We start from the raw sequence: 16,013 nt of genomic DNA, 5'->3' as shown, positions 1-16,013 counted from the left end.
GTGTCGTGGGCGGGAGGGATCGCCGGACGCCGGGGCCAACTCCTCGGCGTCACACCTGTGTTGTCACCGCATCGGAACGCCCGCAAACGGCGTATCAGGCAAACAGCCCGGGTATCACCGATATCGGGCAGGGGAATCACTCCATCTGCCGTGCGGGTGCGAGGAGTTCGGGGATGACGCATTGGTTCGAGGGGCCGCTGGCCGCTTTTGACACGGAGACGACAGGCGTGGACGTCGAGCAGGACCGGATCGTTTCGGCCGCTCTCGTCGCGCAGGACACCGCGGGCGGTCGCGTCCGCGTCACCCGTTGGCTGGTCAGTCCGGGGGTGCCGGTCCCGCCCGGGGCGACCGACGTCCACGGCCTGACCGACGATCACCTGCGGCGCAACGGCCGGTGGCCCGCGCCGGTGATGCACGAGATGGCCCGCGCGCTGGCGGAGAGCTGCGCGTCGGGCCGGCCGCTCGTCGTGATGAACGCTCCGTTCGACCTGACGATGCTGGACCGGGAGTTGAGGCGGCACCGGGCGTCGTCGCTGGCCCGGTACCTCGACGGGACGCCGATGCGGGTGGTGGACCCGCGGGTGCTGGACAAGCATCTGGACCGCTACCGCAAGGGCCGCCGCACGCTCACGGACCTGTGCGCGCGCTACGAGGTGGTGCTCGACGGGGCCCATGACGCGGCGGCCGACGCGACCGCCTCGCTGGAGCTGGTGCGGGCGGTGTGCCGGCGCTTCTCGACCCGGCTGGAGCGGCTGTCCCCGGCCGAGCTGCACACCCTCCAGGCGACCTGGCACGCGGCCCAGGCCCGGGGCCTGGAGGCGTGGTTCGCCAAGAGCGGGACGCCGGAGACGGTGGACCCGTCGTGGCCGCTGCGCCCGGAGCTGCCCGCCGCGGCGTGACGGGCCGGACGGGGTCCGGACATGCGAAAGCCGGTCCGCGTGACACGTGCGAACCGGCTTTCCCCGGTGGGCGATACTGGGTTCGAACCAGTGACCTCTTCGGTGTGAACGAAGCGCTCTCCCACTGAGCTAATCGCCCGGGAACGGGTTGAACCATACAGGGCTCCGCGGGCTTCGTTCAAACCGCTTCCGGCCGGGCTCTACTCAGAGCCGCCGTGGCCGGGAACTGAGTATCCGAGCGCATGTACGAGCCGGGCGGCCGGGGCCACACTCCCCTGCATGGAACCTATGCCCCCGCCCGCCGAGGAACTGGCCCGCCTCGACCGCGAACTGGCCGAGCTGGACGCCCGCCGCGCCCAGTTGCTGACCCGGCGCGCCTGGCTGCTCGCCGCGCTGCGGCCGCCCGCGCCGGCCCCCGCCCCGGGCTGGAACCCGTCGGCCTGGGGCGCCCCGCCCGGCGCTCCCGCGCAACCGTGGGGCCACGCCTCCGGCGGGCGGCCCGCCGCCCCGCGCAGCGCCCAGAACGTCCTGCTGACGCTGGGTGGTCTGCTGCTGACGGTCGCGGCGGTCGCGTTCACACTGGTGAGCTGGGGCTCGATGGGGATCGGCGGCCGGGCGGCCGTGCTGTCCGTGGTGACCCTGGCGGCACTGATCGCCCCGGCGGTGCTGCTGCGGCGCGGGCTGACCGCCACCGCCGAGGCGCTGGCGGCGCTGGCGCTGGCGCTGACCCTGCTCGACGCCTACGCGGTCCACGCGGTGGCCGCCCCGGACACGGACGGGCTCGGTTTCACGGCCGCCGCCTGCGCGGTGCTGGCGGCGTTGTGGACGGCGTACGGCCTGACGCTCGGGAAGCTTCGTATGCCGCTGCCGGCCGCCGTGGTGCTGGCGCAGTGGCCGCTGCTGTTCTGGGCGTGGGCGGCGGGCGCGCCGACGCTGGTGGTCGGCTGGGCGCTGCTGGCGACGGCGGTGGCGGACGGGGTGGTCGCGCTGCGGGGCCGGGGCCTCGGGGTGCGGATCACGGCCGCCCTCGGCGGTTCGGCGCTGGGCCTCTCGGCGCTGCTGGTGGGGCTGGTGCTGTCCGTGACGGCCTCGGGGCCGCTCGGCGCGCTGGCGCCGGGCGCGCTGCTGCTGGCGGCAGCGGCGGCGGCCCTCGCCGGTGCGTGGCACGCCCCGAAGGGCTTCGCGACGGCGGGCGGCCTGGTGGCGGGGCTCGCCGCTGTGGCCGCGGTGGGCGGAGTCCCTGCGGCGGCGGTACCGGCGACCTGGCCGGTGCTCGCCCACCTGCTGTGCGGTCTCGCGCTGACCGGGGTCGTACGGACCCGGCTGCCGAGGGACGCGGCGCGCGGGGTGCTGGTGGCGTCGGCCGCGGTGGCGGCCGGGGCGCTGGTGGGGGCGCTGCCGTCGGTGGTGGCGGTGGTGCTGGGCCCGGTGACGCTGCTGGAGGACGTCTGGGCCGGGGCGCCGGACGGTTTCCGGTCCGCGCTGGGGTCGACGCCGCCGTGGCCGGAGTCGGGCGCGGCGCCGGTGGTGCTCGCCCTGACGGCCGGGCTGCTGGGGTCGGCGTACCGGTGGTGGCCGTCGCTGGTACGGATCGTCGCCCCGCTGACCGCGCGGGAGCCGGGCGCCCCCGGGGCTCCGGAGGCCGCGGCGCCGGGAGCGGGCGAGCCCGGCGGCCTGCCGCCGTACGGGCCCGGAGCGCCCTGGCACGCGGTCGGCGGGGCGGGCGGGCGCGGGGGGCCTTCCGGGGCGGCGCTGCGCGGGTCCGCCGGGGCCGGGGCGGTGATGCTCGGCTGGGGCGCGCTGCTGGTGGCCGGGGCCGTGCTGGACGTGCCGTACGCCCTCGCGGCGGTCGCGGAGACGCTGCTGGTGGCTGGTCTGCTCGCCCTGGCCGTACGCGGCGGGGGGAGCGACCGGGCAGAGTCGGCCGCGGTGCCGGTGACCGCGCTGGTGGTGGCGGTGGCCGGGGCGGTGAGCGCCGGGCTGCTGTCGCTGGCCTCCGAGGGCGCTTCCTACGCGGTGTTCGTCGCGCTGACGGCCCTGTTCGCGGGGGCGGCGGTCCGGGCGGGGGCCGGGGTGCCGCGCGCGGTGCTCGCGGTCGCCGCGGTGGTCTGGGGCACCGCGCTCACGGGGTTCGCCGGCCGGTCCCTGGAGCTCGCCCCGTACGAGGCCACGCCGCTGCTGCTCCTGGCGCCCGCGCTGACGGTGGGGCTGGGGGCGCGGCTGCGGCGAACCCCGGTGGCACTGCCGGTGGAGCTGGCGGGCGTGCCGGGGGCGCTGCTGGCGGTGGGGCTCGCGGTCTCCGACGCGCCGTTCCTGGCGCTGACGCTGGCGCTGTGCGGGGTGCTGGCGGCGGGCGCGGCGGTGCGGCCGGAGCGGCGGCCGGTCGCGGGGTGGCTCGCGGCGGGACTGTTCGTACTGGCCGCCTGGGTGCGGCTGGCGGCCTCGGAGGTGTCGTTGGTCGAGGCGTACACGCTGCCGGTGACGGTGCCCGCGCTGGTGGTCGGGTTCCTGCGGCGGCGCGAGGACCCCGGGGCGTCGTCGTGGACGGCGTACGGGCCGGGGCTCGCGGCGACGCTGCTGCCGAGCCTGGCGGTCGCCTGGACCGATCCGGACTGGCCGAGGCCGCTGCTGCTGGGAGCGGCGGCGCTGGTGATCACCCTGCTGGGCGCGCACCACCGCCTCCAGGCGCTGCTGGTCCTCGGCGGAGCGGTGCTGGCCGTGGACGGCCTGCACGAGCTGGCCCCGTACGTGGTGCAGGTGGCGGGGGCGCTCCCCCGCTGGCTGCCGCCGGCCCTGGCCGGGCTGCTCCTGCTGGTGGTGGGGGCGACGTACGAGCAGCGGCTGCGGGACGCCCGCCGGCTGAGGGACGCGCTGGGCCGGATGCGGTGAGTCCTCCCGGTCCGGGGGCCGCGCCGCACGGGCGGTCCCCGGACCGGGAGGGAAACGGGCACAGCAGAGGGCCCGGGAAACGGAATCCGTTTCCCGGGCCCTCTGTCCGGGTGGGCGATACTGGGTTCGAACCAGTGACCTCTTCGGTGTGAACGAAGCGCTCTCCCACTGAGCTAATCGCCCGGGCGCACCGCAAACATTACCCCATGTCAGCGGTGCTTCCGGACCACTCCGAGGTCACTCGCTGATCTTCCACGGCATGGTGAGCCCGAACTTCCAGACGTAGATCCCGACCAGCACCGCCATGATCACGAGCCCGACGGCGGTCAGGATGATGTTGCGCCGCCGGACCTTGGGGTCGAGCGCGCGCTGCGCCGCCTCCGTGACCTTGCGCTTGGTCCAGCGCAGCACGAGCTGCGCCCAGACGAACTCGGTCGCCCAGATCGCCATGCCGCCGAAGATCACCAGCCAGCCGGGTCCGGGCAGGACCAGCATGAGCACACCCGCGATCACCACGCCGAGCCCGACGACGAAGACGCCGACCTGCCAGCTCAGGTGCAGCGCCTTCGACGCCTTGATGAAACCCGGGGCCCGCGAGCCCAGCTCGCGTTCCTCCCGGTCCGATTCCCCCGTGGCGGACGCCGGGTCGGCCTGCTCGGCCACCTTCGTCCGCTCGTCACTCTCCGCGTTCATGAGACTCAACTTACCCGACCCGTCGTCGTCACTGGAATGGGCGCATAACTCAAAGTTACACGCCGCTGAGCGGGGGACCCGAAGCGTCACAAATGGGTCAGAGGGGTTTACAACGCCACCGTAGGTGGCATGTCGATTTCGCCGACGTGCGAATCCCCGAGCGCACACTGAGCGAAAGGCCCTGGCGCTTATGAACACCACGGTCAGCTGCGAGCTGCACCTGCGCCTCGTTGTGTCGAGCGAGTCCTCACTGCCTGTACCTGCGGGCCTGCGGTATGACACGGCCGATCCCTATGCCGTGCACGCCACCTTCCACACCGGAGCGGAGGAGACGGTCGAGTGGGTATTCGCCCGCGACCTCCTCGCCGAGGGGCTGCACAGGCCCACCGGCACCGGTGACGTCCGCGTCTGGCCATCTCGTAGTCACGGTCAAGGCGTCGTCTGCATCGCCCTGAGTTCCCCGGAGGGCGAAGCCCTGCTCGAAGCTCCGGCGCGGGCCCTGGAGTCGTTCCTGAAGAGGACCGACGCAGCGGTTCCGCCGGGTACCGAACATCGCCACTTCGATCTGGACACGGAGCTCTCCCACATCCTGGCCGAGAGCTGAGCCAGGCAGAGAGCCGCACGACGCCGTCCGACTCGGGGCGACGGCGTCGTCACGACAACCGCATAGGGCTGACACCGGCGCCGTCGTCGCGGACACCACCGCGGCGGCGGCGTCGGTGCGCCCGCGGCCTTCGCGGCCTGGGCCTTCGCGCCCGCGGCCTTCGCGGCCGGAGCCGCCGGACGGCCTCGTTCCGCTCACCGCCGGGCGCCACCGGCCCCGGCCGCGGCGTGAGCAGCCAGTAGAGTCAGCCGCCATCGGCAGGCGCCCGCCCGCCGGAGGCCAGGGAGCGAAGCGTGCTGATCCCCCACGACACCCGGATCGCCCTCGACACGGTGGTCGATCTGGTGAACACCGCACCGGAGAGCGAGCCGCCCCGGGAGGAGACCGCCGACGGGCCCGCCGACGGCCTTGACGGCGTCGCGGCGCTGTACGCCTTCGCGGAGCGGCACCACATCAGCGGGGTCGGCGCGCTCGGCGAGAAGGACCTGGCCGCCGTGCGCGACGTCCGGGCACGGTTCGCCGAGGTCTTCGCGGCGCCCGACCCGCGCACCGCGGCCGACCTGGTCAACCGGCTCGTCGCGGCCGCCGGGACCACTCCGCAGCTCACCGACCACGACGGCTACGACTGGCACGTGCACTACTTCGCGCCGGACGCCTCGATCGCCGACCACCTCGCGGCCGACTGCGGCATGGCCCTGGCCTTCATCATCGTGGCGGGCGAGCAGGAGCGGCTGCGGCGCTGCGAGGCGCCGGACTGCGGGCACGCCTTCGTCGACCTGTCGCGCAACCGGTCCCGCCGCTACTGCTCCAGCCGTACGTGCGGGAACCGGCTCCACGTCGCCGCCTACCGGGCCCGGCGCAAGGAAGCCTCGGCCTGACCCGGGGCCGCCACCCGTGGGCGCCGGCCCCGGGGCGCACCGGCTCACAACATGAAGAGGTCGTGCAGCGCGGCCATCAGTAACAGCCCCCCGACCACCGTCAGGAAGATCATCAGCGGCGGCTGGGACAGCGCGAAGAGGCAGCCGCGGGGCTCTTCGGCGGTGCGTGCGGGGGCTTCGCCCCGGGAAGTGTCCACCATCTCGGGGTGATCATGACGCACCGGTGACCCTCCCGACGGTCAACCAGGGTGATCTGCCCGGGAGTTCACCGTCACGTGGTCATCAGTAATCGCTCCGGCACACGAATCTCCGCCAGGCGTTCGACATGGCGGGCCGCCGACGGCCGCCGGCCGGAGCGGTCCGCCCCTCAGATGCCGTGCTTCTTGAGGATCGCCTCGATGTCGCTGAAGTCGTCCGCGGGCGCCGCGGCCTCCCGCTTCTTCCCCGGCTTCGCCGCCGCGGGTCCGGGCGCGGCGCCCGCGCCGAGCGAGGGGGCGGAGGCGGCCGGGGCGACCGCCTCGTTCCGTCCGGCCGCGCGGGCGGCCTTGCGCTCCGCGCGGGTGGTGCCGCTGCGGCGCTCGACGGCGCGGGTGGTCATGAACAGCAGCCAGGAGAGGCCGAGCACCCCGAAACCGGCCCAGACGCTCGGCTTGAAGGCGATCCCGGCAACCCATTCGACGACGCCGGTCAGCACGAGCCCGACAGGGACCAGGGAGTAGGCGGCGATCCGCGTCGCCGTGAGGAACCGCTTGCGGTACGCGGTCACCGCGGCGATGCCCACACCGGCCGCCGACACCGCGGAACAGATGGTCTCGGCAAGCATGGCGGCCTCCAGGCGCAGGGGGGTACGTCCCCTCCATCCTGCACCGGCGTCCACCGATGGGGCCACGACGACGGTCCACCTCAGGGACATCTCAGGGCCGGACCTCCTCCCCAGGGGGTGGGCCCGGTCCGGATCGGGCCCACCCCCGCGCGGCCCGGAGGCCCGCACGGCCTGGAAGACTGGGCGCATGAGCGATTCCACCCCCGCGGCGCCGGTCGTCCTCGACCTCTGGTGCGATCTCGAATGCCCCGACTGCCACCGAGCCCTCGACGATGTGCGCGCCCTGCGCGCACGGTACGGGGACCGCGTCGAGATCCGGCTGCGGCACTTCCCGCTGGAGAAGCACAAGCACGCCTACGCCGCGGCCCAGGCCGCCGAGGAGGCGATCGAGCAGGGCCGGGGCTGGCCGTACATCGAGGCCCTGCTGGCCCGGACCGACGACCTCTCGGGCACGGGCGAGCCGGTCCTCCTCGACGTGGCGCGCGAACTGGGCCTGGATGTCGAAGAGCTGGACACGGCCCTGATCGACGGCCGCCATCTGCTGATCGTCGACGCCGACCACGCGGAGGGCAAGGCGATCGGCGTCACCGGCACCCCGACCTATGTGATCGGCGAGGAGCGGCTGGACGGCGGCAAGAGCCAGGACGGACTGCGCGAGCGGATCGAGGAGATCATCGACGGCACGCAGGCCGCGCGGGGGCGGTAGCCGAGGGGCCCGCGGGCTCCCGGGGCGCCCGGCCCCGGAGTCCGCTACAGGGCCTTGGCCAGGTTGTACCGGGTCGTCGTGTAGCCGAGCGACTCGTACAGCCCGAGGGCCGGGGTGTTGGACGCGAAGACGTGCAGGCCGAGCCGGTCCGCGCCCCAGGCGCGGGTGACGTCCTCGGCCAGCAGCATCAGCGCCCGCCCGTACCCCCGGCCCCGGTGCTCCGCGCGCACCTCCACGTCGAAGACGAACCCGGCCTCCGGACCGCCCGGCTCCGGTTCCCGCAGGGCGACCCACACATGGCCGACGGCCTCGCCCGCCCTCACCAGCACCTCGAAGCGCACCTTCTCGGTGGCCAGTCCGTCCGGCAGGAGGGCGGCGTGGTCCCTCTCGGACTTGAGGCGGGCCTGTTCGGGCTCCGCCCCGCGCTCGACCCAGCTCCGGGCGTACGCCAGGACCGCCTCCTGCCGCCAGTCGGCGAACTCCTCCTCGCTCATGGCGCGGGCGGTGAGCCCGGCCGGCAGCGGGACGGGGTCCGGTCCGAGGTCCTTGGCCATGTTGCGGCTGCGTTCGGTGTAGCCGAGGGCGGTCGCGAGGCGCCGGGCCGGGTCGTTGCCCGCCGGGACCTCCGCCCGTACCCGGGTGCAGCCCCATCCCCGCAGCACCTCCTCGGCGGCGAGCGCGGCGATGGTGCCCCGGCCGCGCCTGCGGCGGTCCTCGTCGACGGCGAGGGAGGACAGCACCCCGGCGGTCGGACCGAACGCCTCGTCGGTGCTGATCGCGACGGCGCCGACGGGCCGCCCGTTGTCGCAGACGTCGTAGCGGCGGGACCGCGCGCCGCCGTCTCCCTGCTGAAGCGGCCCGGACGGCCGGAGTGTCGTGGTCATCACAGGGTTGTATCCCCCGGCCGCCGCCCCGTCACGCGCGTTTCCCGGTCACCGGGCTCCTGCCGGCCGGTGGCCGGGGCGCTGCGGGCCGGTCACGGGTCGAGGTCGTCGCCCGCCCGCTCGTCGAAGACGCGCATCGCCTTCGCCGTCACCGGCCCGATCCCCGGCGTCAGCTCGCGGTCGTCGATCCGGTGCACCGCCTGGACGTCCCGGAGCGTCGAGGTCAGGAACACCTCGTCGGCCTCGGCGAGCACGTCCATCGGCAGATCGGTCTCCTCGGCCCCGGTCCACTCCACGGTCAGCGCGCGGGTGATCCCGGCGAGGCAGCCGGAGGCGACGGGCGGGGTGTGGACGCGGCCGTCCAGGACCACGAAGACGTTCGACCCGGTGCCCTCGCAGAGCCGGTCCGCGGTGTTGGGGAACAGCGCCTCGGACGCGCCCCGCTCGCGCGCCCGGGCCAGGGCGACGACGTTCTCCGCGTACGAGGTGGTCTTCAGGCCCGCGAGCGCGCCCCGCTCGTTGCGGGTCCAGGGGACGGTGATCACCGCCGTGCTGTCCGGGCGGCGGTGCACCCCGTCGAGCGCGACGACCAGGCTCGGCCCGTCCTGGCCCCGGTCGGAGCCGAGCGGGGAGAGCCCGCCGGTGTAGGTGATGCGCAACCGTCCCAGCGCGACGGGGTTGGCCTCGATGACCGCGGCGGCGGCACGCCGGATCTCGTCGTGGTCCGGATCGGCCAGTCCCAGGCCCCGGGCCGAGCGGGTGAGGCGGTCGAGGTGCCGGGTCAGCGCGAAGGGACGCCCCTCGCTCGTACGCACCGTCTCGAAGATGCCGTCGCCCACGGTCAGCCCGTGGTCGAGCACCGACAGCCGGGCGTCGCCGGCGTCCCGCAGCCCGCCGTTGACCCAGATCCTCATCATGCGGTCCTTCCTGTCTCCGGATGCGTCCCCGACGCTACAGCGAGCAGCCGGGATGCCTTGAGCTCGGTCTCGTCCCACTCGCGGTCGGGGTCGGAGCCCCAGGTGATCCCGGCGCCCGTGCCGAACCGCAGCAGCGGCGCGGGCCCGGTGCGGTCGATCCAGAACGTCCGTATGCCCACCGCGAGCGAGGCGGTCCCCCGGTCGGCGTCGACCCAGCCGATCGCCCCGCAGTAGGGGCCGCGCGGGCTCCGTTCCAGTTCGGCGATGATCCGCAGCGCGCTGGACTTCGGCGCTCCGGTGACCGAGCCGGGCGGGAAGGCCGCCGCGAACAGTTCGGGCCAGCCCGCCCCGTCGGCCAGCCGGCCCCGGACGCTGGAGACGAGGTGGACGAGGCCCGGGTGCTTCTCCACCACGCAGAGGTCGGGCACGCTCACGCTCCCGGTGGCGCAGACCCGACCCAGGTCGTTGCGGACCAGGTCCACGATCATCACGTTCTCCGCGTGGTCCTTCTCCAGCAGATCGGCCTCGGTCCGGCCGGTGCCCTTGATCGGCCCGGACTCCACCGTCCGCCCGTCGCGCCTCAGGAACAGCTCCGGCGACGCGGTGGCGATCTCCACCCCGTGACCGGGCAGCCGCACCGTTCCCGCGTACGGGGCGGGGTTGCCGCGGGCGAGCAGGGCGGTCAGGGCGTCCACGTCGGCGCCGGCCCCGCCGTCGGGGAGCGGCGCGGAGAGCACCCGGCAGAGGTTGGCCTGGTAGACCTCGCCCGCGGCGATGTGTTCACGGATCCGCCGTACGCCCGCCGTGTAGGTGTCACGGTCCAGTGAGGAGGTCCAGTCCCCGGCGGCGGGCCCGCGCCAGGCCCCGGGCACGGGCGGGGGGACCGCTTCCCTCCGCACGTCGGAGAAGCGGGCGCAGACGAGACGACCCTCGAAATCGGCGGAAACCGCCCAGAAACCGGATGAGTCGAGCGCCGCGGGATCGTGGGTCACATCCCGTAGACCGGAGGCGGTGAGGCCGTCGAAACGGGCCAAGGGGGCGAGGTCGGACACACGAATGAGTCTAGGACGGTGCGCGATGACCTGCGCCGGGGCGAGGCGACCGCAGCACGCTGCGCAAACGCGTTTTTGTACTGGCCCAGGAATCCGCTAGAGTTCAACACGTCGCCGGGACGCGCAAGCGGACCGGGAAAGACAAGCGGACGTAGCTCAGTTGGTAGAGCGCAACCTTGCCAAGGTTGAGGTCGCCAGTTCGAACCTGGTCGTCCGCTCGCAGCAGATGGGGGATTCTTCCCGAGCCCCCATCCCTGGTGGAGTGGCCGAGAGGCGAGGCAACGGCCTGCAAAGCCGTCTACACGGGTTCAAATCCCGTCTCCACCTCCAAGGACGATTAGCTCAGCGGGAGAGCGCTTCCCTGACACGGAAGAGGTCACTGGTTCAATCCCAGTATCGTCCACTGATCCGCAAGGATCCCCGCGCGATTAGCTCAGCGGGAGAGCGCTTCCCTGACACGGAAGAGGTCACTGGTTCAATCCCAGTATCGCGCACGCAGTACACGCAGGGTCACCTGCGCGATTAGCTCAGCGGGAGAGCGCTTCCCTGACACGGAAGAGGTCACTGGTTCAATCCCAGTATCGCGCACCAGCGAGAAACCCCGGTCGTCTCCACGACCGGGGTTTCTTTCGTCGTACGGTCCGTCCCGTGGACCGGGCGGACCGAGAGCCCGGCCCACGGGGGCGGTCAGGACGAGAACAGCATCCGGCCGAAGCCCTTCTGGCGGTGGTGACCGTAGTGCCCGCCGTGGTGCTGCGGCGCACCCCAGGCGGGGGCGTGGGCGGCGGGCGGAGCGGCCGGGTACGCCTGCGGCGGGGCGGGGGGCGCCTGCTGGGCCCACTGGGACTCCAGCCGGGTCAGGGACTCCAGCTCGCCGTAGTCGAGGAATATCCCCCGGCATCCGCTGCACTGCTCGATCTGAACGCCGTTGCGGTTGTACGTGTTCATCGGTGCGTGACACTTCGGACACTGCATCATCGACTCGGCTCCTCGCCCTCGTTGTGCCGTCGCCGGAATGTCTGCCCGGCGGCGGTCCGTTCACCCTACGACGCGGGGCCGGGGGTCAACTCGGGCGGCAACGTAGCGATTCGGGCACAGGATTCGATCATCAGCTGTTCGTGTGCGTCCGGATCCCGTTGCTCAGCGGCGCACTTGGCGAGGGCGACGGCCGCCGTCTGCACGGTCAGCGCGCGGGCCGGGACGTCCAGTACGGGCCAGGGGTCGCCGTCGGCGGGGACGGCCGGCCCTCCGGCGGACCGGTAGGCGTGCAGGAAGACGGACCAGTCCTCGGGGGCGAGGAGCCCGGCCGCGTACCAGGCGGCGGGGCGGGCAAGGTCCCAGGCCGGGTCGCCCACCCCCGCGTCGTCCACGTCGATGAGCAGCCAGGGGCCGTCCGGCACGGGATGGCGGACGAGTTGGCCCAGGTGCAGGTCGCCGTGGCACAGGAAGCCGCTCCGGAGCGCGGGCGGCGCGGCCTCGTCCCTGGCCCAGGCGGGGAGGGTGCGCCAGCCGGCGAGTACGGGCAGGAGGGCCGGGTCCCCGGGGCGGGCGGCGCTCATCCGGGCGACGGCGCGGGCCGCCTTGGCCGGTCCGCGCATCGGCGGCAGTGGGAAGGGGGGCGCCGTCCGGTGCAGGCGGGCGAGCAGTTCGGCGGCCTCGGCCCAGGGGGCGGCCCCGGGGTCGGTGGGGTCCACCGGGGTGCCGAGCGGCCAGAGGGAGACGGGCCGGCCGCCGGGGGCGCCGGGGCTTCCGGCCGGTGCGGCGACGCCGACCCGGGGCGCGACGAGGCCGGCGTCAGAGGCGGCGGGGCTTCCGCCCGATGTGGCGACGCCGGCGTCAGGGGCGGTGGTGCTTCCGTACGGTGCGGCGACGCCGAGGTGCGGCGTGGCGGGGCGGCCGTCCCGGTCGGCGCGCTCCACGTGCTCCGGGGCGGTGAGGGGCGGGAGCAGGATGCCGGCGAGCCCGGGCGCGGCGGCCAGGGCGATCCGGGCCGCCAGCGCCTCGCGGTCGGTGTCGGCGGCGTGGGCCTTCGCGACGACCGCCCCGCTGCGGACCACGGTGCCGTCGGGACGGTCGGCGAGGATCCGGGGCGGCTCGCACACGCAGGGCGGGCCGGCGGGGTGGGCCAGGCGGTGCGCGAGGGCGCCCAGGTCGTGGACGACTGAGGTGTGGGTGGTGGTCAACGGCTCCCCCGGCGATCGGCCCGGCCGTGGCACCGGTCCCGCCGTGAGGGTAACGCGGGGCGGGCCGAGGGGGCGGCACCGTACTCCGGCCGGACGAGGCAGGCGCCGGGCCCGGTGGCACGTCCCCCTCGGGCCGTACGGGCCCGGACAGCGCGATGCCCGGTCAGCTCCCCAGCTGACCGGACAGTCGCTGCCGTCCGCCGCACCCCCGTCCCCACGGGGCTGTTGGCCGGATGTGCGGGTCCGGACCGCTCTTCCGGACCCCGGGCGCCGCTCAGCGCCCCAGCATCACCGCCACGGACGACGCCTCTGTGACCACCGCTTCCCAGCCGCCGAAGACGACCACGAGCAGGGCCGCCAGGGGGAGGACCATCGCCGTCGCCACCAAGGGGTGACGGGTGCCGGACGGGCGGGCGCCGAACGCGGCGTACGCCTTGCGTCCGCCCATACGGGCCATCGTCCGCGTTGCCGTGTCCGCCATGGTTCCTCTCCTGACGCGATGGGGAGCGGTGGGCGTGTGACCTCGGGGGACGAGTATCTCGCCCACCGCTTGGCCTCAACACTAGGTAACCGGCGCCCACGGGGCGTCATGCCCGCGGACCCATTCCCGGGCCTCCCGGAGGATGAGCCGCCGTCGACCGGCGTACTCCCCTGGGTGGAGAAGGACCCTCGGAGGTCGGGGGCATCCCGGAGGGGGCGCCCGGAAGCGGCCGACACGTGTCCGATCCGTGGAGGGACGTACGCCTGCCGCCGGGGACGGGACGGGCGCTCTTCCCCGGGGGCCGGCCCGTCATGCCTCCACGAGTTCAACGGCCGGTGCGTACCCAGGGGCCGCACCGGGGTGCGCGATCGGCCCCGGGTGGTGCGAATCGGGTGACTTCACTCACGTCGACCGCGCTCGGGGTGCCGGGCGTCCCCCTGCCGGGGGACCGCCGGGACACCGGTACCCCGTATGCCGGCGCGGTGGTCACGGCCGCCCCGGTCACCGCGTCCGCACCCTCCCCCGGTGATCCAATCCCCCTTGTCCGGTGGCGCCTTGGGCGGGCCGTCCGGCCGAGGGCCGCCGATCCGCCGTCCCCTGACCCCTCTTCACCTCTCCGGCCCGCCGCGGGCAATCGAATCCCCGGCGAGGGCGCGGCCTCTGAGCGCGCCGGGCGCGGGGTACGTAAGCTGTGCCTCGTCAGGCGGACCAGGCAGCGGGGATGGGCAGACGATGGCGATGATGCGGCTCCGGCGCGAGGACCCGCGTCTCGTCGGCTCGTTCCGGCTGCACCGGCGGCTCGGCGCGGGCGGCATGGGCGTGGTCTACCTCGGCTCCGACCGGCGCGGACAGCGGGTCGCGCTCAAGGTGATCCGGCCCGACCTGGCGGAGGATCAGGAGTTCCGCTCGCGGTTCGCGCGTGAGGTGTCGGCGGCCCGGCGCATCCGCGGCGGCTGCACGGCCCGGCTGGTCGCCGCCGATCTGGAGGCGGAGCGACCGTGGTTCGCCACCCAGTACGTGCCCGGACCCTCGCTGCACGACAAGGTCGCCGAGGAGGGCCCGCTGGCCGCCGCCGAGGTCGCCTCGATCGGGGCCGCGCTCTCCGAGGGCCTGGTCGCGGTGCACGAGGCGGGCGTGGTCCACCGCGATCTGAAGCCGTCGAACATCCTGCTCTCCCCCAAGGGCCCGCGCATCATCGACTTCGGCATCGCCTGGGCGACCGGGGCCAGCACGCTCACCCACGTCGGTACGGCGGTGGGGTCGCCCGGCTTCCTCGCGCCCGAGCAGGTCCGGGGCGCGGCGGTGACGCCCGCGACCGACGTCTTCTCGCTCGGTGCCACGCTGGCGTACGCGGCGATGGCCGACTCCCCCTTCGGGCACGGCAGTTCCGAGGTGATGCTGTACCGCGTGGTGCACGAGGAGGCGCAACTGCGCGGTGTGCACGATGCGTTGGCCCCGCTGATCAGCGCCTGCCTGGCGAAGGACCCCGAGGACCGGCCCAGCACCCTGCAACTGTCCATGCGGCTCAAGGAGATCGCGGCGCGGGAGGCGCAGGGGCTGCACGAGAGCCGGCCGCCCGTCCAGCGTTCCGCGCAGGAGGCCGACCGGCCGACGGGGCGGATGGCCGACCCGTACGCCGACCAGCACACCCGCCGCTCCGAGGGCCCGTCCGGCCCCCGCTCCCAGCCGGGCCGGCGCGGGGCGCCGTCCGCGCGGACCGGCGCCCCGCGCACCGGTGGGTCCCGGCCGCAGCAGGCGTCGCGCGACACGACGCGGTCGGGCGCGCGGACGGGGAAGCGGCCGGGGGCTCCGGCCGGGACGAACGGCCGGCCGAGCACCCGCTCCGGGAGCCGTACGACCTCGACGGGGCGGCGTCCGGCCAATCCGCGGCTGCTGCGTCAGCGGCTCGTGGTGTTCGTCGTCGTGACGCTGCTGGTGGCGCTGGGCATCGCGGCGGCGCAGGGCTGCCAGGGGCCGGCGCGCGGCCTCGGCGGGAACGAGCGGCCGGGCGGGGTGTCGCAGGCGCGGGCCGATTCCGTACGGGACGGAGCGATCGGGGGCGATTCCGGTGGCGCTCACGGGGCGGGGCACCGCTCCGCCGGCGGGCCCGCGGGCCCGTCGGCTCCCGCGGCCTGACGCCGGCCCCGGGAGCCGCCTCGTTCAGCTCTCCGGGCGGCCGGTGGCCACCGCGTAGAAGGCGACGGCCGCCGCTGCGCCCACGTTCAGCGAGTCGACGCCGTGCGCCATCGGGATGCGGACCCAGGCGTCGGCGGCCATGAGCGCCCGGGTGGACAGCCCGTCGCCCTCCGCTCCGAGCATCAGCGCCACCCGCTCCAGCCGGTGCGGGGCCGCCTCGTCGATGCTGGTGGCCTTGGCGTCCGGAGTGAGGGCGAGGAGCCGGAAGCCGGCTTCCCGTACCGTCTCCAGCGACTTCGGCCAGGCGTCGAGCCGGGCGTACGGGACGGAGAAGACCGCGCCCATGGAGACCTTGACGGAGCGCCGGTAGAGCGGGTCCGCGCAGTCCGGGGAGAGCAGCACCGCGTCCATGCCCAGGGCGGCGGCGCTGCGGAAGATGGCGCCGATGTTGGTGTGGTCGTTCACCGACTCCATGATCACCACCCGGCGCGCGGCGGTGAGCAGGTCACCGGCGGCCGGCAGCGGCTTGCGCTGCATGGAGGCGAGCGCTCCGCGGTGGACGTGGTAGCCGGTGACGCGTTCGGCCAGCTCGGGGGCGACGGCGTACACCGGGGCGGGGACCTCGTCGATGACGTCGCGCATGACGTCGACCCACTTGGCGGAGAGCAGCATGGACCGCATCTCGTACCCGGACTGCCGGGCGCGGCGGATCACCTTCTCGCCCTCGGCGATGAACAGCCCCTCGGCGGGTTCGCGTCGGCGCCGCAGCTCGACGTCGGTCAGGCCGGTGTAGTCGCTGAGCCGGGGGTCGTCGGGGTCGTCGATGGTGATGAGTTCTGCCACAGGGTGATACTGCCTTGTCCGGTGT

General features: G+C 74.5%; 16 protein-coding genes and 7 tRNA genes. 11 read left to right on the top strand and 12 right to left on the bottom strand.

Annotated features, from left to right (window positions below; translation table 11 throughout):
- The first annotated feature begins 173 nt into the window (after positions 1 to 173).
- Positions 174 to 899 carry a 3'-5' exonuclease gene (locus IF19_RS0111370; protein WP_030116223.1) on the top strand — a complete coding sequence of 242 codons (726 nt, stop codon included), beginning with the start codon at positions 174 to 176 and terminating at the stop codon, positions 897 to 899.
- A 67-nt stretch (positions 900 to 966) separates the two neighbouring features.
- Here the strand turns inward: IF19_RS0111370 and IF19_RS0111365 are convergent.
- Positions 967 to 1,038 (bottom strand) — tRNA-Val (locus tag IF19_RS0111365).
- Between the two features lie 140 nt (positions 1,039 to 1,178).
- Here IF19_RS0111365 and IF19_RS0111360 point away from each other — a divergent pair.
- Positions 1,179 to 3,788 carry an SCO7613 C-terminal domain-containing membrane protein gene (locus tag IF19_RS0111360; RefSeq protein ID WP_030116222.1) on the top strand — a complete coding sequence of 870 codons (2,610 nt, stop codon included), beginning with the start codon at positions 1,179 to 1,181 and terminating at the stop codon, positions 3,786 to 3,788.
- Between the two features lie 111 nt (positions 3,789 to 3,899).
- Here IF19_RS0111360 and IF19_RS0111355 read toward each other — a convergent pair.
- A tRNA-Val gene (locus tag IF19_RS0111355) sits at positions 3,900 to 3,971 on the bottom strand.
- Positions 3,972 to 4,025: 54 nt separating this feature from the next.
- Complete coding sequence (locus IF19_RS0111350) at positions 4,026 to 4,481, bottom strand: TIGR02611 family protein (protein ID WP_030116221.1); 456 nt, start codon at positions 4,479 to 4,481, stop codon at positions 4,026 to 4,028.
- Between the two features lie 190 nt (positions 4,482 to 4,671).
- Between IF19_RS0111350 and IF19_RS0111345 the strand changes: the two genes are divergently transcribed.
- On the top strand, positions 4,672 to 5,085 hold the full coding sequence (locus IF19_RS0111345; RefSeq protein WP_003959770.1) for an SsgA family sporulation/cell division regulator: 414 nt from the start codon (positions 4,672 to 4,674) through the stop codon (positions 5,083 to 5,085).
- 293 nt (positions 5,086 to 5,378) lie between these two features.
- A complete protein-coding gene (locus IF19_RS0111340) occupies positions 5,379 to 5,963 on the top strand; it encodes a CGNR zinc finger domain-containing protein (protein WP_030116220.1) in 585 nt (194 codons plus the stop codon).
- Positions 5,964 to 6,007: 44 nt separating this feature from the next.
- Here the strand turns inward: IF19_RS0111340 and IF19_RS1000000137630 are convergent, their stop codons facing one another.
- Both IF19_RS1000000137630 and IF19_RS0111330 read right to left on the bottom strand, forming a co-directional pair.
- Positions 6,008 to 6,163 (bottom strand): hypothetical protein, encoded by a 156-nt coding sequence (locus tag IF19_RS1000000137630; RefSeq protein ID WP_167345063.1) that lies wholly within the window; start codon positions 6,161 to 6,163, stop codon positions 6,008 to 6,010.
- 167 nt (positions 6,164 to 6,330) lie between these two features.
- On the bottom strand, positions 6,331 to 6,786 hold the full coding sequence (locus IF19_RS0111330) for a hypothetical protein (RefSeq protein WP_030116219.1): 456 nt from the start codon (positions 6,784 to 6,786) through the stop codon (positions 6,331 to 6,333).
- Positions 6,787 to 6,973: 187 nt separating this feature from the next.
- On the opposite strand from IF19_RS0111330, the gene IF19_RS0111325 reads away from it, so the two are divergent.
- Entirely contained in the window at positions 6,974 to 7,492 is a 519-nt protein-coding gene (locus IF19_RS0111325; protein WP_030116218.1) for a DsbA family protein, read from the top strand.
- Positions 7,493 to 7,536: 44 nt separating this feature from the next.
- On the opposite strand, the gene IF19_RS0111320 is transcribed toward IF19_RS0111325, so the two are convergent.
- From IF19_RS0111320 to IF19_RS0111310, 3 genes are all read right to left on the bottom strand, one after another.
- A complete protein-coding gene (locus IF19_RS0111320) occupies positions 7,537 to 8,376 on the bottom strand; it encodes a GNAT family N-acetyltransferase (protein WP_030116217.1) in 840 nt (279 codons plus the stop codon).
- Between the two features lie 92 nt (positions 8,377 to 8,468).
- The gene (locus tag IF19_RS0111315) at positions 8,469 to 9,290 is read right to left on the bottom strand and encodes an aminotransferase class IV (RefSeq protein ID WP_030116216.1); all 822 of its coding nucleotides are present in this window, start codon (positions 9,288 to 9,290) and stop codon (positions 8,469 to 8,471) included.
- Positions 9,290 to 10,345, bottom strand: a complete 1,056-nt coding sequence (locus IF19_RS0111310) for a chorismate-binding protein (RefSeq protein ID WP_030116215.1) — start codon at positions 10,343 to 10,345, stop codon at positions 9,290 to 9,292. Before IF19_RS0111310 ends, IF19_RS0111315 begins: the two co-directional genes overlap by 1 nt.
- A gap of 145 nt (positions 10,346 to 10,490) precedes the next feature.
- On the opposite strand from IF19_RS0111310, the gene IF19_RS0111305 reads away from it, so the two are divergent.
- The 5 genes from IF19_RS0111305 (at position 10,491) to IF19_RS0111285 (ending at position 10,936) form a co-directional block, all read left to right on the top strand.
- A tRNA-Gly gene (locus tag IF19_RS0111305) sits at positions 10,491 to 10,563 on the top strand.
- 38 nt (positions 10,564 to 10,601) lie between these two features.
- A tRNA-Cys gene (locus IF19_RS0111300) sits at positions 10,602 to 10,675 on the top strand.
- A gap of 1 nt (position 10,676) precedes the next feature.
- Positions 10,677 to 10,748 (top strand) — tRNA-Val (locus IF19_RS0111295).
- A gap of 19 nt (positions 10,749 to 10,767) precedes the next feature.
- Positions 10,768 to 10,839: transfer RNA gene (locus tag IF19_RS0111290), tRNA-Val, on the top strand.
- 22 nt (positions 10,840 to 10,861) lie between these two features.
- Positions 10,862 to 10,936, top strand: a tRNA-Val gene (locus IF19_RS0111285).
- A 96-nt stretch (positions 10,937 to 11,032) separates the two neighbouring features.
- Here the strand turns inward: IF19_RS0111285 and IF19_RS0111280 are convergent.
- From IF19_RS0111280 to IF19_RS0111270, 3 genes are all read right to left on the bottom strand, one after another.
- Positions 11,033 to 11,323, bottom strand: coding sequence for a TFIIB-type zinc ribbon-containing protein (locus tag IF19_RS0111280; protein WP_030116214.1), 291 nt, complete (start codon positions 11,321 to 11,323; stop codon positions 11,033 to 11,035).
- A 65-nt stretch (positions 11,324 to 11,388) separates the two neighbouring features.
- Positions 11,389 to 12,528, bottom strand: a complete 1,140-nt coding sequence (locus tag IF19_RS0111275) for an aminoglycoside phosphotransferase family protein (RefSeq protein ID WP_030116213.1) — start codon at positions 12,526 to 12,528, stop codon at positions 11,389 to 11,391.
- 274 nt (positions 12,529 to 12,802) lie between these two features.
- Positions 12,803 to 13,009, bottom strand: coding sequence for a hypothetical protein (locus tag IF19_RS0111270; protein ID WP_030116212.1), 207 nt, complete (start codon positions 13,007 to 13,009; stop codon positions 12,803 to 12,805).
- A gap of 732 nt (positions 13,010 to 13,741) precedes the next feature.
- Here IF19_RS0111270 and IF19_RS0111265 point away from each other — a divergent pair.
- A complete protein-coding gene (locus IF19_RS0111265; protein WP_030116211.1) occupies positions 13,742 to 15,145 on the top strand; it encodes a serine/threonine-protein kinase in 1,404 nt (467 codons plus the stop codon).
- A gap of 24 nt (positions 15,146 to 15,169) precedes the next feature.
- On the opposite strand, the gene IF19_RS0111260 is transcribed toward IF19_RS0111265, so the two are convergent.
- Positions 15,170 to 15,988 carry a TrmH family RNA methyltransferase gene (locus IF19_RS0111260; protein WP_030116210.1) on the bottom strand — a complete coding sequence of 273 codons (819 nt, stop codon included), beginning with the start codon at positions 15,986 to 15,988 and terminating at the stop codon, positions 15,170 to 15,172.
- Positions 15,989 to 16,013 lie beyond the last annotated feature (25 nt).

The sequence above is a fragment of the Streptomyces californicus genome (assembly GCF_000717645.1).
Classification (GTDB): Bacteria; Actinomycetota; Actinomycetes; order Streptomycetales; family Streptomycetaceae; genus Streptomyces; species Streptomyces californicus.
This window is presented reverse-complemented; position numbering and strand designations above follow the sequence as displayed.

What these genes read in the sequence shown, in the direction of transcription:
- IF19_RS0111360 (WP_030116222.1), top strand. Translation starts at nt 1,179, where the DNA reads ATGGAACCTATGCCCCCGCCCGCCGAGGAACTGGCCCGCCTCGACCGC.
- IF19_RS0111350 (WP_030116221.1), bottom strand. Translation starts at nt 4,481, where the DNA reads ATGAACGCGGAGAGTGACGAGCGGACGAAGGTGGCCGAGCAGGCCGAC.
- IF19_RS1000000137630 (WP_167345063.1), bottom strand. Translation starts at nt 6,163, where the DNA reads ATGGTGGACACTTCCCGGGGCGAAGCCCCCGCACGCACCGCCGAAGAG.
- IF19_RS0111370 (WP_030116223.1), top strand. Translation starts at nt 174, where the DNA reads ATGACGCATTGGTTCGAGGGGCCGCTGGCCGCTTTTGACACGGAGACG.
- IF19_RS0111325 (WP_030116218.1), top strand. Translation starts at nt 6,974, where the DNA reads ATGAGCGATTCCACCCCCGCGGCGCCGGTCGTCCTCGACCTCTGGTGC.
- IF19_RS0111270 (WP_030116212.1), bottom strand. Translation starts at nt 13,009, where the DNA reads ATGGCGGACACGGCAACGCGGACGATGGCCCGTATGGGCGGACGCAAG.
- IF19_RS0111320 (WP_030116217.1), bottom strand. Translation starts at nt 8,376, where the DNA reads ATGACCACGACACTCCGGCCGTCCGGGCCGCTTCAGCAGGGAGACGGC.
- IF19_RS0111330 (WP_030116219.1), bottom strand. Translation starts at nt 6,786, where the DNA reads ATGCTTGCCGAGACCATCTGTTCCGCGGTGTCGGCGGCCGGTGTGGGC.
- IF19_RS0111345 (WP_003959770.1), top strand. Translation starts at nt 4,672, where the DNA reads ATGAACACCACGGTCAGCTGCGAGCTGCACCTGCGCCTCGTTGTGTCG.
- IF19_RS0111315 (WP_030116216.1), bottom strand. Translation starts at nt 9,290, where the DNA reads ATGAGGATCTGGGTCAACGGCGGGCTGCGGGACGCCGGCGACGCCCGG.
- IF19_RS0111280 (WP_030116214.1), bottom strand. Translation starts at nt 11,323, where the DNA reads ATGATGCAGTGTCCGAAGTGTCACGCACCGATGAACACGTACAACCGC.
- IF19_RS0111265 (WP_030116211.1), top strand. Translation starts at nt 13,742, where the DNA reads ATGGCGATGATGCGGCTCCGGCGCGAGGACCCGCGTCTCGTCGGCTCG.